This is a genomic window from Marixanthomonas spongiae (assembly GCF_003095375.1).
Classification (GTDB): domain Bacteria; phylum Bacteroidota; class Bacteroidia; order Flavobacteriales; family Flavobacteriaceae; genus Marixanthomonas; species Marixanthomonas spongiae.
Genome location: NZ_QEHR01000015.1, coordinates 1 through 17153, shown reverse-complemented (window position 1 = coordinate 17153; position 17153 = coordinate 1). Strand labels below are relative to the sequence as shown.

At 41.1% G+C, this 17153-nt stretch carries 10 protein-coding genes; 5 read left to right on the top strand and 5 right to left on the bottom strand.

Features of this window, described 5'->3' with window-relative positions; genetic code table 11:
* Positions 1–74: 74 nt before the first annotated feature.
* From DDV96_RS15065 to DDV96_RS15055, 3 genes are all read left to right on the top strand, one after another.
* On the top strand, positions 75–1022 hold the full coding sequence (locus DDV96_RS15065) for a phosphoribosylaminoimidazolesuccinocarboxamide synthase (protein ID WP_116695616.1): 948 nt from the start codon (positions 75–77) through the stop codon (positions 1020–1022).
* A 208-nt stretch (positions 1023–1230) separates the two neighbouring features.
* Positions 1231–4851, top strand: coding sequence for a beta strand repeat-containing protein (locus DDV96_RS15060; protein WP_116695615.1), 3621 nt, complete (start codon positions 1231–1233; stop codon positions 4849–4851).
* A gap of 6 nt (positions 4852–4857) precedes the next feature.
* Entirely contained in the window at positions 4858–7893 is a 3036-nt protein-coding gene (locus DDV96_RS15055) for a choice-of-anchor Q domain-containing protein (protein WP_116695614.1), read from the top strand.
* Between the two features lie 34 nt (positions 7894–7927).
* On the opposite strand, the gene DDV96_RS15050 is transcribed toward DDV96_RS15055, so the two are convergent.
* A complete protein-coding gene (locus DDV96_RS15050) occupies positions 7928–9214 on the bottom strand; it encodes an acyloxyacyl hydrolase (protein ID WP_116695613.1) in 1287 nt (428 codons plus the stop codon).
* A 109-nt stretch (positions 9215–9323) separates the two neighbouring features.
* On the opposite strand from DDV96_RS15050, the gene DDV96_RS15045 reads away from it, so the two are divergent.
* Complete coding sequence (locus DDV96_RS15045) at positions 9324–10667, top strand: alanine/glycine:cation symporter family protein (protein WP_394340139.1); 1344 nt, start codon at positions 9324–9326, stop codon at positions 10665–10667.
* Positions 10668–10679: 12 nt separating this feature from the next.
* Here DDV96_RS15045 and DDV96_RS15040 read toward each other — a convergent pair whose 3' ends face one another.
* From DDV96_RS15040 to DDV96_RS15025, 4 genes are all read right to left on the bottom strand, one after another.
* Complete coding sequence (locus DDV96_RS15040) at positions 10680–11660, bottom strand: hypothetical protein (protein ID WP_133240867.1); 981 nt, start codon at positions 11658–11660, stop codon at positions 10680–10682.
* On the bottom strand, positions 11620–13053 hold the full coding sequence (locus DDV96_RS15035; RefSeq protein WP_116695610.1) for an MBOAT family O-acyltransferase: 1434 nt from the start codon (positions 13051–13053) through the stop codon (positions 11620–11622). The genes DDV96_RS15040 and DDV96_RS15035 overlap by 41 nt, the downstream gene beginning before the upstream one ends.
* Before the next feature lie 116 nt (positions 13054–13169).
* On the bottom strand, positions 13170–14630 hold the full coding sequence (locus DDV96_RS15030; protein ID WP_116695609.1) for a hypothetical protein: 1461 nt from the start codon (positions 14628–14630) through the stop codon (positions 13170–13172).
* Positions 14631–14731: 101 nt separating this feature from the next.
* Positions 14732–15817, bottom strand: a complete 1086-nt coding sequence (locus tag DDV96_RS15025) for a M42 family metallopeptidase (RefSeq protein WP_116695608.1) — start codon at positions 15815–15817, stop codon at positions 14732–14734.
* A gap of 127 nt (positions 15818–15944) precedes the next feature.
* Here DDV96_RS15025 and DDV96_RS15020 point away from each other — a divergent pair, with 127 nt between their 5' ends.
* A complete protein-coding gene (locus DDV96_RS15020) occupies positions 15945–16649 on the top strand; it encodes a DUF4294 domain-containing protein (RefSeq protein ID WP_116695607.1) in 705 nt (234 codons plus the stop codon).
* The last annotated feature ends 504 nt before the right edge of the window (positions 16650–17153 follow it).

Here is a 17153-nt window from a genome sequence, read left to right as displayed (position 1 = left end):
GCTTGTAGAAGCCATTTTCAGCTTAGAAAAAACACTGAATACTGAATGCTCAACACTGAATACTGATTACTGATATGAACACCCTAACTTCCACAAACTTCAATTTCCCCGGTCAAAAAAACGTATATCACGGAAAAGTACGCGAAGTATATACCTTGGAAAATAATACCTTGGTTATGATTGCAACCGATAGGTTAAGTGCCTTCGATGTTGTCATGCCAAAAGGGATTCCATTTAAAGGACAGATATTAAACCAGATTGCTACCAAAATGATGCGCGATACAGAAGATCTCGTGCCAAACTGGTTAACGGCTACACCCGATCCTAACGTTGCAGTGGGTGAAGCCTGTGAACCTTATAAGGTTGAAATGGTAATTAGAGGATACTTAAGTGGCCACGCAGCGCGAGAATATAAAGCTGGGAAACGCATGCTTTGTGGCGTACCAATGCCAGAAGGGATGAAAGAAAATGATAAATTTCCTGAACCGATTATAACCCCAGCAACAAAAGCCGAAGCTGGTGATCATGATGAAGATATTTCTCGCGAAGATATATTAAAAAGAAATATCGTTTCAGAAGAAGACTATCTTCAGTTAGAAGACTATACTAGAAAGCTTTTTCAAAGAGGTACCGAAATTGCCGCCAAACGTGGATTGATTTTGGTTGATACGAAATATGAATTCGGAAAAACAAAAGACGGAAAAATTGTTCTTATAGATGAGATACACACACCAGATTCTTCCCGTTATTTCTATGCAGAAGGCTATCAACAACGCCAGGATAACAATGAGCCACAAAAACAGTTATCTAAAGAATTCGTGAGGCAATGGCTAATTGAAAACGGGTTTCAAGGTCTCGAAGGACAGCAAGTTCCTGAAATGAGCGATGACTACATTAAAACCGTTTCTGAACGGTATATTGAATTATATGAAAACATAACGGGTGAGACTTTTGTGAAAGCTGATGTTTCAAATATCCAAAACAGAATTCATAATAATGTATTAGCCTATCTAAAAGGGTAATAATAAAACATTAAAACTAAAATTATTTCTATATTTTGAGGTATTTATTAAGTTTTTAGTTGTAATAAAGGTTATATAATGCAAATAATTAAGTTTTATTCAAAATAATCGGTTTTTTTTAAAACCGTACCCATATTTTCTTCGTATGTAAAGTGTAAATGTTTCTGTATCCCCAGGAAGCATAAGTTTAATTAATAAAAAGCACTTTATGGAAAGAACAACTACGCGAAGCCTTTTTTTATTGGTTTCTATTCTGTTAACGACATCATTGTCTTATGGACAATTTGTTGTTATGAACAACAACGATGCAGGCCCTGGCTCTTTAAGGCAGGCTGTTATCGACGCTAATGCAACGGCTGGTCCTAATACAATCACCTTTAATGCAAATTATACCATCAATCTCGTTACGGGGCAAATAGTTATTGATGACGACCTTACTATCACAGGAACAGGTATTGGTAACACAATTATAGACGGTTCGGGTAACGGAACCGCTCGACTTTTGGGAGCTTCCAACTTTACTAATTTAACGATCGAAGGAATCACATTTCAAAATGCCACAGCATCCGTTCCTGGTGCGGCACTAGGAATTCAAAATGTTGTGAATGCAAATGTTATAGATTCTGAATTTAATAACAATGCAACAAATGCCGCTAACGGCGGTGGAGCAATTGGATCAACTGACACGAACCTTTCGGTTTCTGGAAGTTTTTTCGACGGAAACACTGCTGTTAACGCAGCTTCAAGTAGTGGAGGTGCCATTGGACAAGACACTAGTGGAACGCTGACTATTATGAATTCTGAATTTACAAACAATACAGCAAACCGTGCCGGTGGTGCGATTGAAGTAAATTCTTCAGACCTTATTACAATCACAGATTCAAATTTTGACGGAAATACAGCAGTAGGTCCTCCCGGAAACGGAGGATCTTTACATATTACAGGAAGTGCAGACGCAACTATTTCTGGTTCAACATTTGTAAATAACACAGCCGTAGAAGGTGGTGGTCTTTGGAATGGTTCAGGAACCATGACCGTAACAGATACCCAGGTTTCAAACAATGAAGCCACAGGTGCCGATGCCGATCAAGGCGGTGGTGGTATTTATAATGAAATGGGCACATTGATTGTAAATGGCTCTTCGACTATTGATGGTAATTCAGCAACTGGAACTGCAGGTTCTGGTGGAGGTATCTTAACCAATATGGGATCATTGACAGTTGATAATTTATCAATCACCGGAAACACAGCCGTTAGAGCTGGTGGCGGTATAGAAGTACGATCAAATCCAGGTGATTTATTTGAATTCAACAATGTTACCTTTAACAATAATGCCGCTACTGGAGCTACTGCTCCCGGAAACGGTGGTGCTTACCACATTAGTGGAGGCGGAGACTCAACTTTTACCGATTGTTTAGTTCAAAACAACACAGCGGTAGAAGGTGGAGGCCTTTGGAATGGAACAGGAACAATGACCTTGGCAGGTTCCAATACAATAAGCAATAACACTGCAACTGGTGATGCCCCTGAACAAGGTGGTGGAGGTATTTACAATGATGGAGGTACTTTAGATGCACAAGGTGGTTTATTTAGTGGATTTGCTGATATCTTCGGAAATATGGCAACTGGAACATCAGGTTCTGGTGGCGCTATTTTAAGTACCGGTGGAACTGTAGAAATAGCGGGAGCTTTCATAACAAGTAATGGAGCTAACCGCGCAGGTGGTGGCATTGAAATAATAGATGGTGTTGCAAATATTATCAACACCAATCTTAGTAGTAATGACGTAAACGGAACAGCCGGAACACCAAATCCTGGAAATGGCGGAGGAATTCACGTAACTGGAAACGGAGCAATCGTATCTTTTAGTGGTATTGCATTAGCAAATACAGCCGCCAGTGAAGGTGGTGGATTGTGGAATAATGGAGGTACCATGAATATTTTAGCCCCAGCTTTTGGAGGTTTATTTACAGATACTTTTATTGACGGAAACACAGCTTTTGGAGCTGATGCTACCAATGGTGGTGGTGGAATCTTTAACAATGGAGGTACGTTAACCGTTGCAAGCGGTACAAATATAGTGAACAACATTGCTGATGGAGCTTCAGGATCAGGTGGTGGTGTATTCAGTACTGCTGGAGATGTAACACTTACTGAAGTAACTATAACTGATAACCGAGCCAATAGAGCCGGTGGTGGTATCGAATTGATTGACGGTTCACTTACAGTCTCTAATTCTACATTAAATAATAATAATGCAGGTGTTTCCCCCGCAACAGCCGCTCCAGGTAATGGAGGTGCTTTGCATATAAGTGGAGCTGCAAATACTACCATTACAGGTGGAACAGTTGACAGTAATGTTGCTGCTGCCGAAGGTGGAGGTTTATGGAATGGAACCGGAACGATGACGATTGATGGAACTCCAATTACAAACAACACAGCTTCAGGAGCTGATGCTACCAATGGTGGTGGTGGAGTCTTTAATAATGGAGGTACGTTAGATGTTTTAGCAGGTACAGAAATAACAAATAACAGCGCTGACGGAGCTTCAGGTTCTGGTGGAGGTGTATTTAGTACCGCTGGAGATGTAACATTTACCGAAGTGATCATAACCGATAACCAAGCTAATAGAGCTGGTGGCGGTATTGAGTTGATTGATGGTTCATTAACCCTTACCAGTGTAACGTTAGACACCAATAACGCAGGCGTTGCCCCCGCAATAGCCGCACCAGGTAACGGTGGTGGATTACACATAAGTGGAGCTGCCAATGCTACGTTAACCGGAGGTACTGTTGATAGTAATGTCGCTGCACGAGAAGGTGGTGGACTATGGAATGGAACAGGAACAATGACCGTTGACGGAACACCAATTACAAACAACATAGCGAGTGGAGCTGCTGCCGACGATGGTGGTGGAGGTATCTTCAACAATGGAGGTACGCTTGATGTACTGGCTGGTACAAATATCACTGACAACTTGGCAAACGGAACCTCAGGTTCTGGTGGTGGAATTTTCAGTACTGGTGGTTCAGTAACTGTGACCGATGCTGTGATTTCACAAAATAGCGCTAACCGTGCCGGTGGTGGTATGGAAGTTATTGAAGGTTCAGTAACTTTAACTAATTCAGCACTTAGCATTAATGATGTTAATGGAACAGCAGGAACACCTAATCCGGGTAACGGAGGAGGAATGCACGTAAGTGGCGCTGCAACAGTTTCTATTAATGGTGGTACAGTTTCAGCAAACGAAGCTGCCAGTGAAGGTGGTGGACTTTGGAATCAAGCCGGAGCCACAATGACTGTTACCGATGCTATGGTAAACATAAATACCGCAGCTGGTAACGATGCCGATAACGGCGGTGGAGGTATCTTCAACAACGGAGGAAACTTAGGAATTGTTAATTCCACTGTTCAAAGTAACACAGCTACAGGAACTTCAGGTTCTGGTGGAGGTGTATTGACAACCGATGGTGACGTAACTGTAATAGGAGGAAGTATTGATAACAATTCTGCAAACCGTGCAGGTGGTGGAATTGAAATTATCGATGGAATGCTTTCTATGGCAAATACGTCGTTGGATTCTAATGGAGTGAATGGCTCTTCTGGAGCGCCAAACCCAGGAAACGGTGGTGGAATGCACGTAAGTGGCGTAGCTAATGTTTCTATGTTTGGAGGTTCGGTTTCCCTTAACGATGCCGCTGCTGAAGGTGGTGGTCTTTGGAACCAAGCCGGAAGCACTATGGAAGTAGATAATACTACAATAGACAGTAATACTGCAAGTGGTAACGATCCCGATCAAGGTGGAGGAGGAATCTTCAACAATGGCTGAACATTGATGGTACAGAACTCTTCAGAAATTACAAACAATTTTGCCGATGGAACTGCTGGTTCTGGTGGTGGTATTCAAAATGTTGCTGGCGGATCTGTAACCGTGAATAACACGATAATTTCAAATAACTCAGCAAACAGAGCTGGTGGAGGTATTGAAGACAATTCTTCGGTAACCGCAGGAAGCATAACGCTGTTTAATGTCAATTTAGATAATAACGAAGTAGGAAGCGCACCGGGTAACGGTGGTGGATTACATATAACAGGTCCTGGTACCGCTATGATAACCAACGGAACAGTAAACGGAAACGTTGCAACTGCCGAAGGTGGTGGTCTTTGGAATGGATCTGGTGAAATGACAATCGACGGAACAACCATTGATGCGAACACGGCAAGTGGCGCCGACGCCGATCAAGGTGGTGGCGGAATCTTCAACGAAGGAGGAACACTTTCTGTATTGAATGCAACGGTAAGCAACAATGTTGTTGACGGAGCATCCGGTTCTGGTGGAGGAATCTTGAACAATCAAGGTACTTTAACTGTAACTGATTCTGAATTGAGCGGAAACAGTTCTATGAGAGCTGGTGGAGCCATTGAAGAAAATTCAGTTGCCGGAAACGTATTGACTTTGATGAATGTTGATTTAATGAATAACAGCACTGCATCTGCACCGGGTAACGGTGGTGGATTGCATATATCTGGTCCTGGAGACTCAAACATCACAGGCGGAACCGCAAGTGGAAACACGGCGTCTGCTGAAGGTGGAGCGTACTGGAACGGAGCTGGCATCATGACCATCGACGGAACAACCGTTGACGCAAACACAGCAAGCGGAGCCGACGCCGATCAAGGTGGTGGCGGAATCTTCAACGAAGGTGGAACACTTTCTGTCTTGAATGCAACCGTAAGTAACAATGTTGTTGACGGCGCATTAGGTTCTGGTGGAGGAATCTTGAACAATCAAGGTTCATTGACCGTAACCGATTCAGAATTAAGCGGAAACAGTTCCATGAGAGCTGGTGGTGCAATTGAAGATAATTCAGTCGCTGGAAATGTATTGACACTTGAAAATGTTGATTTAATGAACAACAGTACCGCATCTGCACCGGGTAATGGTGGTGGACTGCACATATCTGGTCCTGGAGACTCAAACATCACAGGTGGAACGGCAAGTGGAAACACGGCGTCTGCTGAAGGTGGAGCCTACTGGAACGGATCTGGTGAAATGACCATCGACGGAACGACCATTGATGCAAATATCGCAAGTGGAGCCGACGCCGATCAAGGTGGCGGTGGAATCTTCAACGAAGGAGGAACCCTATCCGTACTGAATGCAACTGTAAGCAACAATGTTGCTGACGGCGCATCAGGATCCGGTGGAGGAATCTTGAACAACCAAGGAACACTTACCGTAACCGATTCTGAATTGAGTGGAAACACTTCCATGAGAGCTGGAGGTGCAATAGAAGATAATTCAATCGCTGGAAATGTACTCACACTTGAGAATGTTGATTTAATGAACAACAGCACTGCATCTGCACCGGGTAACGGTGGTGGATTGCATATAACTGGAGAAGGAGATGCTAACATCACGGGTGGAACAGCAAGTGGAAACACAGCGTCTGCTGAAGGTGGAGCACTTTGGAACAGTGTAGGTGTTATGACAATCGATGGAATGACGATCGACGGAAACACCGCAGAAGGAGCTGATGCCGATAATGGTGGTGGAGGTGTCTTCAATAATGGAGGTACGTTGAATATTGTTAATGGTACTGCAATTACCAATAATATGGCTACAGGAGCTTCAGGTTCTGGTGGTGGAATATTGAGTACAGCAGGTGATGTTACAATTACCGATGCTGCGTTAGATTCCAATGCTGCAAATAGAGCAGGTGGAGCTATAGAATTGATCGATGGTACATTGACATTTACCACTTCTGATATGACAAACAACGATGTAAATGGAACGGCAGGAACAGCAGTACCGGGTAACGGTGGTGGTCTGCACGTAACAGGAAACAGCGGATTGATTACTATTTCAGAAAGTATCGTTTCAGGAAATGAAGCTGCCCGTGAAGGTGGTGGACTATGGAACCAAAGTGGAACGATGATGATAGTTGAAACATCTACAATCGATTCAAACAGTTCATTTGGAACTGCTGCTGACGATGGTGGCGCCGGTATCTTCAATAATGGAGGTATGTTAGAAGTTAATTCATCTACTGTATCGAACAATATTGCTTCTGGAGCTACAAGTTCTGGTGGTGGTATCCATAATGCCGATGGCGGTGATGTAACTGTAATGATAAGTACCATTTCAGGAAATACTGCAAACGGTTCCGGAGGTGGAATTTATAACAACGGAATCAGTTTTGATATCAATGCCGCTACGATAGCGATGAATGAAGCCTTAGCTAATGGCGGTGGTATTAGTAGTTTGACCAATACGTCACTTAAAAACACCTTGGTTGCTTTAAACAACGGAGCGAACGGTCAAGATGTATCTGGAACATTTGCTTCTAACGATTATAACTTGATTGGGACAGACGACGAAAGCGTGTTCCCAGAACAAGCAAATGATATAGAAGAAATAGACCCAATGGTTGGACCATTACAAGATAATGGTGGACTGACCAATACACATCAGTTATTAGAAGGTTCACTTGCATATAATGCAGGGGATCCAGCCGATCAGTTTAACGATCAAATAGATCAAGCTGTATTTGATGATGTTCGTGATATCGGTGCGTATGAAGCACAGGAAATTTTACTTTCCATCGAGGATATTACTGAATCAGGTAACGGAATTGTAATCTATCCAAACCCTTCAAGAGGAATGGCAACGGTAGAAATTCCTGAAACCTTCGGTGCAGCTATTCAAATTACGATAGTTGAATTAGGTTCGGGTAAGATTGTAAATAATGTTAGCACGTCTTTCGGGGCAACAGAGCTTAATTTTAACGCAATGGCAGATGGTGTATATATAATCAATGCAACTTCGGAAGAAGGAACATCGATTCATAGATTGATTTTATCCAAGTAAATTTTAATTATTGTATGTGTATGGAAAGTCTCTTTCATTTAGTTGAAAGGGGTTTTTCTTTTTTGAAACTGAAACTATGCACATACCCAAAACTCAGTTCAGTATAATCAGCTTGTCCTAAATTGGCGTTTAAGTTTGCCCCGATAAAAAAGTTGTGTTGGGGCGATTTTCGGGTTCCAATGATATAATATTTCAACCCTAAGCGAGAGGATATATGTTTTTTCAGTTTAAATTTGGTGTCAAATTCCCCTAAAACAATGGCGCTATTTTCAGGAATTACCCGTGGGACCACATCCCATCCTTGATTAATGCGCCAATCAATGTTATAGGCGGGTTTATGAATATTGAAACCTATTTGTAAATTGATTCCAAAGTGATTCAGCAACACTTCCCCAGTAACAAAAACACCAAGGTTACTGGCGCTCCACGTTGGGTTTTCTTTAAAAGAGTCAAACTCCCGTCCATCTTGCACCAACGATTCATTATTTGTCATATAATCGTAATAATGGCGGTAAAAACGGTAATACATTCCTACGCCCACTTTATAGGTATTATTATAAACGCGCCCGTATTCACCGGAAAAAGCGTAAACCCCTTTTTTATCATTGAAGGCTTTTCCAAGGGTTTGCACACCCAGACCCGTGCGTATAGCAAAATAACTGTATCTGTTATCTAAGAAGATAGGTTTATTTTCTTCGGAATAAAAAGTGGGTTTACTATTATTTTTTATATCTGCCGAAACACCTATTAAAAAGGAATTAAACCCTTGGTTGGGCAGCCGGGTATGCCCGTTGGAATGATGTGAATAACCAATACCAGCCCGCCAATCAATTTTATTTGTTGAAAAGACGCTGTAATGACTAAAAAGTTTAAAAGACCACGTAAAATCTGTAGTAACCGCTTCGTTGTTCGGGTTGGTAATAGGATCGTATTTTTTTGTAAAATAAGAAGCCCCTGTCCCTACTTGTATCGTAAGCTTCTTACTTTTAAAGGCATTAAACTCAATAAATGGCAGTACGGAAATGGCGCTACCTAAGTTTTCGGTATTTCCAAAATCGGTATAACCGATACTTATTCCTGTTCTAGGGCCTTTAAGACGATGTGCCCATTCTTGCGGATTGTTGTCGTGTTCCCATCCAAAGCTTACAATAGCTTGTGATTGTAATCCGTGATCGGGGAAATAGCTATTGGCTTCGGCGGTAATGCCCAATAATACTTCAGGGGAAATAATAAAATTGGATTTTTTGGACAGGGAATCAGATTGTTGCGCAAACAATCCAAACGAAAATAATAAGAAAAAGGTTAGTATAGTTTTCTTCATAAAAAACTGCAAGAAACAATATAAATGTTACTTTTAAAAATTTACGGGTATTTTAGTATCACTTTTTACTTTCAAACTATTGGAAAAACTAGATTTATTTGTTTCAAAAATGGCTTCCACCGCTTGGGGACTTCCTTTACTATTACTACTTATTGGTGGCGGATTGTATTTGTTGGTACGCATTCGGTTTTTGCCCTTTCGGTATTTAGGTCATGCCATTGCGGTGTTACGGGGAAAATATGATAATGAAACAGACAACGGTGAAATTTCCCATTTTCAAGCTTTGACCACCGCGCTTTCGGCAACGGTAGGCATGGGCAATATTGCTGGAGTAGCAGTTGCCATTGCCTTGGGCGGGCCGGGAGCGGTTTTTTGGATGTGGGTAAGTGCCGTCATTGGGATGTCCACCAAGTTTTTTACGGCAACCCTCGCCATTTTATATAGAGGAACCGATAGCGAGGGCAAAATTCAAGGTGGCCCTATGTATTTTATTATGGAAGGCTTAGGCAGGAAATGGAAGCCGTTAGCAGTTGTATTTAGTATTGCGGGATTGGTAGGTGCATTGCCGGTTTTTAACGTCAACCAATTAACACAGGCGATTAACGATGTTTTGTTGAAACCTGCGGGCTTGTATTATGGGTTTTCTAGCGATTTGATTATTGGGGTTGTGTTAGTTATAATTACTTCAGTAGTTATTTTGGGTGGACTTTCCCGAATTAGTAAAACAGCGTCAAAGCTGGTGCCTGCGATGGTGTTTTTCTATTTAATAATGGTCTTGATCATTTTGGTTGTGCACATAGATGTCCTTCCTTATTATTTTAAACTGATTTTCACCGATGCTTTTTCGGCTTCCTTTTACAAAGGCGATGCTTTTCTCGGCGGAATTGTAGGTGGCATCATCTTACTGGGAATTCGTCGAGGCGCTTTCTCCAACGAAGCGGGAATTGGCACAGCACCTATGGCGCACGGAGCTGCAAAAACCAACGAACCTATTCGGGAAGGGTTGGTGGCGATGTTGGGACCAGCTATTGACACCCTTATTGTCTGCACCTTAACTGCATTAACTATTTTGGTAACCGGTGTTTGGCAAAGCAGCGATGCCAATGGCGTGAGCTTAACGGCTACTGCCTTTGCAGATGGTATTCCTAATTTCGGAAAATATGCGTTATTGCTTTGTATTGCTGTTTTCAGCATATCATCTTTATTTTCATATTCGTATTACGGGACTAAGTGTATGTCTTTTTTATTCGGAGCCAAATACAAAGGGTATTACAATTACATTTATATTGTAAGTATTATTATGGGAGCCACTACATCGTTGAGTATGATGATCAATTTAATTGACACTTTTTTTGCGTTAATGGCCGTACCAACAATGACAGCGACTATTCTTTTGGCACCACGGGTAATTAAAGAAGCAAAAAAATACTTCGGGAATTTAAGGCTGAAATAGAAAAGGAATATATTATTCTTCTAGTTTCTTTAAAAACGTATTGAGTTTTTTGGTCAGTTTTTCTGCTCCTTTTGGGTTAAGGTGGTTCTCATTTCTGAAATCTTCCACTTTGAAATCAGAATCACTTTCCGTATTCAGAAAATAAACATGGTCGTATTTCCTGACGATATCTTGAAGAATACTATCCCTTCTTTTTAGAATTTCCCCATTCCGTAGCGCATTATAGTTGGGAAAGGTTGGCGGGCTCAAGATAACCACGTTTAGGCCTCTGTTCAGGCAGAACTCAACCATATCATAAAAATAAAGGCTATTGTGTTCGAAAATTTTGGGGTCTTCCCGTTTGTAGATTTTCACAGGTTTTTTAACGATAGAGGTACTGTCGTAACTCAGTTTTTTAAACTTTCCTTCGTAATGGTTGAGGTCAAAACCAAATTTATTGTACACATCGGGGACGGTATCCTTAACATAATGGGTGAGGAGTATTTCTGAAAACTTTCCGGGGTGTGCCAAGAAAAGCAGGCTGTCTTTGGGCGTGGTGGGGCGGTCAAACGTATTTACATGATAATATTTAAGGAAGATATTATGCTTCCAGAAATATTTTGAATTGTGCCGCAGCTCAAAATGCCCGTACGATACTTCAAAAACTACCGTTTTGAGGTTGGGGAACCTATCGACAACCCCTTTTAAGATTTCAAAATCTGTATTGTGGTGTTGCCCTGCAGAACTTAAATTAATGGCTGGCGCTTTAAGAAACGCTGGGTTGATGCCTTTTTCTATCTGCGAAGAGCCAAAAACCAAGGTTTCTATTTCAGGTGCATGGGTTTCCATATAGTTTTGTTTAATGGAAAACTTATTGGGGATGTTGGCAACAGCTATCTCCACTACGGCATAAGCCAGTATTACCGGTATAAAAAATACACAGCACAGCATTAAAAACCGAAGCTGGTTTTTCTTAAAACTGAAAATAGATGAATTCCTCTTTGGGTCCGGCATAACGAATGATGAAAAAAACAAATATATAATAGAGCAACCAACGTACGGGCCTGTTGTATTTTTTTTCTAAAAATTCAAATGGATGGTTCTTGTTTCGGGTCGTCACTTCCATAAATATCAATAAAGGTACAAAAAGTACCCGAAGGCCTATTTCCAACGAAAAAGGTTTACTGGGGATAAATGTAATAACCCTGTTGATGATGTTCACGGCCATCCCAAAAGTTTCAGCCCTAAAAAAAATGCAGGAAGCCATGATTAAAGTAAAACTATAAATAACGGTAATGGGCAAGGGCATTCGGTTTAAAAAATAATTGATGTTATACAGCTTTCCCTTCGCTTTTACCGGTATTCGTTCCACCGAAATGGCAATGGCCTGAAACACCCCAAAAAACACAAAACTCCAGTTGGCGCCGTGCCAAAGACCAATAAGGGTCATAGTGATAAATAGGGCGATGGTTCTGGATATATAACTTCTTTTCCAGTTTCTTATGAGCGGAGCATAGACATAATCGGTAAACCATTTGGTAAGGGTAATGTGCCACCGTTGCCAAAACTCCGCCACGCTTCGGGACAAATAGGGGATGTTGAAGTTTTTGCTCAATTGGAATCCAAAGAGCTTGGCCGTGCCAATGGCAATGTTGGAATATCCAGCAAAATCGCAGTAGATCTGAAAAAAGAACAGTACCGAGGCATATAGCAACGAAAGGCTTCCGTAGCTATCGGGCTCGGCATAGATGGTATTGACGGCCAACGCAACATTGTCGGCCACCACCATTTTCATGAAAAGTCCCCACAGTATTTGCCGTAGCCCATCGACCACCACTGGCCTGTTAAAACCACGTTGTTTACTGAATTGCGGCAACAACGAACGGGCGCGTTCAATGGGCCCGGCGACCAGTTGTGGAAAAAAGCTCACAAAGCACAGGAAATTCAAGAGGTTATGTGTGGGTTGTATGCGGCTTCGATACACATCAATGCTGTAACTCATGGTCTGGAAAGTGTAGAAACTCAACCCCACCGGCAGGATAATATCCAATGTATTGTAGGTGTAGCCTTGTGTGCCGAGGTGGAACAGGTTGGCAAAGCCTTCGGCAAAAAAGTTATAGTATTTAAAAATAAAAAGAACGCCTAGGTTCCAAATAATGCTTACCAGCAAATACAGCTGTTTTTTACTCTTTTTGGCAGTGCTGGCAATGGCCCTTCCGGCTGCATAATCGATAATAGAACTGGCGAATATAAGAAACAGAAACCGCCAATCCCACAAGCCGTAAAAAACATAACTGGCAATTAAAAGAATGGTATTTTGGGCTTTAATACGCTTGTAGCCCGCCGCCCAATACAGTAGCAGGACAATGGGTAAAAACAGCCCAAATGAAAATGAATTGAACAGCAAAGGTTAGCTTGTTTTGTGGCCAAATATAGTAAAAACCAATACAGGATACCGCTTTAAAAGAAAAAAGCCCGAAGGGTGGTTCGGGCTTGGGTATTTTTGTGGATTTTGGGAAGGTTTTAAATGCCTCTTATCAACACATTGTCGATAGCTATATCTTCATCTCCACTATCTAAACTCATAGAAATACGTATGGAAACGGTTGGTGAACTAGTAGGATTGTTGCCTGAATTGTTTTCAAAAGCAGCCCTAAACGGTTTAAAGGTATCTGTGATTTCTTCTCCATCTCCGGTACCATCTAAATTGGTATCTACAAGAGGAACTGTGTTGAATTCGGTTCCATCATTTCTTATTGCAAAAAAAGAATTCCAAGTTGTTCCATTGTCAAAAGAATAATCTACACTAACATAATCATCATCGTCCCAATCTTGATTAGAACCATCATCATCTTCAGCAAAAAGAGCGTCAAAATAAATTGTAGAATATAAAGACACATCCATATTTTCAAATATAATGTGTTGATTGGCATCTTCTCCTTCACCATCTATATCTTGAGCGGCAAAATAGCTATTTCCAATTATATCGGTAAAATTAATGCTGCCAGAAAAATCACTCCCGTCTGTACGAATAAAGTAATCTTCAGAACCATCAGTAAATTCAGGTATACTCGATGTATAATTGACATCTGCATCTTCAAAATTCTCAAAAACAATATTTTCTAAGCACCTAAACGATTGGTCTGTTCTAAATGTGCCAGATTTCTCTGCCGAAGTGCCTCTTCTAAAGTACCAAAGTCCAACCAACTCAGAACAATTAGGAGTATTGTTAGAGTACGTCATTTGCCCTGTCCATTCAACTGGATAGTTGTTTGATCCAACAGTAAAACCAACACTGGAGGCTCCGTCACCGCTTTCGGCATTGCAAAAGGTTAAATTGTTATTGGTAGTATCAACTTCACAACCATTTTGCAGTCCATCCCCAAAATAAGTTTGACCGTTAAAGTTCATTTGGGTACTGTAGGTTTGGTTTCCTGTACCGTCGTTGCTAATCATAACATTGAAGGTCATCGGTTCTGGATTTCCACAATCAATACAATCATACGTTCCAGTTAAGTTAACAATAGGTGCATTACTTGTTGATTTTAAAGCTAATATCGAACTGGCTAGACTTTTAAAGATTACGTTTTCAATAATTACATTATTACCATTTTTATCTGCGGAAAACGTAAATTCAAAATCTTTTGAAGTAAATAACAGATTTGAAATAGCTTCACCGTCATTTATTATTTTACTCGCTTTAGCTTCATAAACATCGCCATATTGGGTAGTCATTTTAGCCGTAGGGTATATGGTTTGTTTTGCTGAAACAGCTAAAGAATTTTTATTAGGAAAAACAATTTCAACTTGTGCTCTGTACTTGGAGTTTTGAGTTGTAAAAACTCCTTTGTAAAGCCCTAAATTAGAATTATCAGTTGCTAATTCTTGCGTTAAATCCTGTTCATGTTCCGTAAGTTCGGTGTTGTCCACGGTACACGAAACAAGAAAGGCAGCAGCGATGCATGCGTAAAGTAATTTTTTCATAAATGAATTTAATTTGTAATTTAGTGTAGCTACAAAAATATGATTTTTAACAAACTACCGTAATAAAATAGCCAATAAATATCCGTAGCGGTATTATAAACCTAATCAAAATAACTGAAGGTATCGCCGTCCTTTAGATTCAAAAGTGTTTCGTAAATCAACTTGATCACGTTTTCCACGTCGTCCCGATGGACCATTTCCACCGTGGTATGCATATACCGCAAAGGGAGCGATATCAAAGCACTGGCAACACCGCTGTTGCTGTAAGCAAAAGCATCGGTGTCGGTGCCCGTAGCTCTAGACAAGGCGGCCCGTTGAAATGGGATGTCCTTCTTTTCGGCTGTATCGGTAATGGCATCGCGCAGTTTTTGCTGTACGGCTGGGGCGTATGCCACCACGGGGCCTTTCCCAATTTCCACATCGCCTTGTTTTTTCTGTTCGATCATGGGCGTGGTGGTATCGTGCGTAACATCGGTTACGATGGCAGCATTGGGTTTAATGCGTTCGGCAATCATTTGGGCACCGCGCAATCCTATTTCTTCTTGGACCGAGTTTGTGATGTACAGGCCAAAAGGCAATTCTTTTTTGTTTTCGTGCAACAGGCGGGCGACTTCGGCAATCATAAATCCGCCCATTCTATTGTCCAGTGCCCGGCACACAAATTTGTCTTCATTAAGAATGTGGAACGCATCTGGGTATGTAATGACACAACCTACATGGATTCCCATTTTTTCAACCTCCTCTTTATCTTTGCACCCTACATCTATAAAAATATTGTCGGGTTTTGGGGCGGCTTCTTTCGATTTGTTTCGGGTGTGTATGGCCGGCCAGCCAAAAACACCTTTTTTAATCCCGTCCTTGGTGTGGATGTTCACTATTTTCGAAGGGGCGATTTGGTGATCGCTGCCACCGTTGCGTATCACGTACAACAACCCGTTGTCACTTATATAATTAACGTACCAGGAAATTTCGTCGGCATGGCCCTCGATGACCACTTTGTATTTAGCATCGGGATTGATCACGCCCACTGCGCTTCCATAGGTATCGGTGATAAATTCGTCCACGTAAGGTTTTAAATACTCCATCCACAGCTTTTGCCCGCTCCATTCATAACCGGTGGGGGAGGCGTTGTTCAGGTAATTTTTTAAAAAAGAAAGTGAATTTTTGTTCAGGATAGATTTTGCCATAAAGAGATTATTTGCTAATGTATATAAATTACGCTCAAAATTAATAATTAAAAACAAACTCAAACGTTTCAGAATATATAATTTTGGAACAATTTTCGCGTAGTAGAAACAGCCAAAAGGATTTTAAATGAAATCGAAACAAAACTTATGGTGCATTGCCCTGTTGTTGCTTTTTGCCAAACCATCCTTGACCCAAGTGATAGGCACGGAAAACGGGGCGGAAACCGATACTACCCAGAAACTGTACTATATAGTTAAGGGCGATACCATTCCGCGCGAGTTCATTAACTTAGATGAAGTGGTTTTGCTGAACAGGCTGAAATTCAACTCAAAAAAAGATCGTAGGAGGTATTTAATACTTCGCCGAAAAACCCGGAAAGTATATCCGTATGCTAAACTGGCATCAGAACGGCTCACGACCATGAACGAACGGCTGTCTGAATTTCCCGAACGACGGCAACGGCGAACTTACACCAAGCGCGTACAAAAGTATATTGAAGAAGAATTTTCAGAAAAACTGAAAAAACTCACCCACACCGAAGGGCAGATACTCGTTAAATTGATCCACCGCCAAACCGGCCGCACTGCTTTCGACCTGGTAAAGGAACTGCGTACTGGCTGGCGTGCATTTTGGTACAATACCACGGCAAGTCTTTTTGAAATATCCTTAAAGGAAGAATACCGTCCTTTTGAAAACAAAGAGGACTATCTTATTGAAGACGTTTTGGAGCGGTCTTTTCAATCCAATATCTTGGAACGTCAAGAACCTGCCTTTAAAATTGATTATTTAGACCTTACCGAACATTGGAACAATACTACTGCTGAAAATTAATCCATTTAAGGCTTGCCCATAAAAAATGGTTGCCTTATATTTGCAGTTCGCTCTTTTTGTTACTGAAGACCTTTATTATAGTATAAAGTTGAAGTGTTTTTGCTTTTGAATAAGATAGAAAATAGTCAGTAAAAATGTAATTTTGTCTTTATTTTAAATAAGCTATTTTTTTTGAAATTCAAATTGCTGCAAAACAGCAACTTGTAAAAAAGTTTAAAAAAACTTCAAAAAAGTTTTGGTAGAGTAAAATAAAGGGTTGTATATTTGCACCCGCTTACAAGCAGTAAGGCGTTCTTAAAAAGGTGAAAGGCAAGGCAAACACGGTGGTTCGAGTCCATTGCACCTGACAAAACGGGGCTTAGGTTTTAAGCCGAGTTAAAAGTTCATTGATATATTGAAATTGACAGCGAGACACGGGATGGGAACGTTCCGTGTCGATATTGAAAAACTAAACTAAGTATGACTCTTGAGATTTTTTTGGGTAGGCTTTTTCGTCACGGGTAT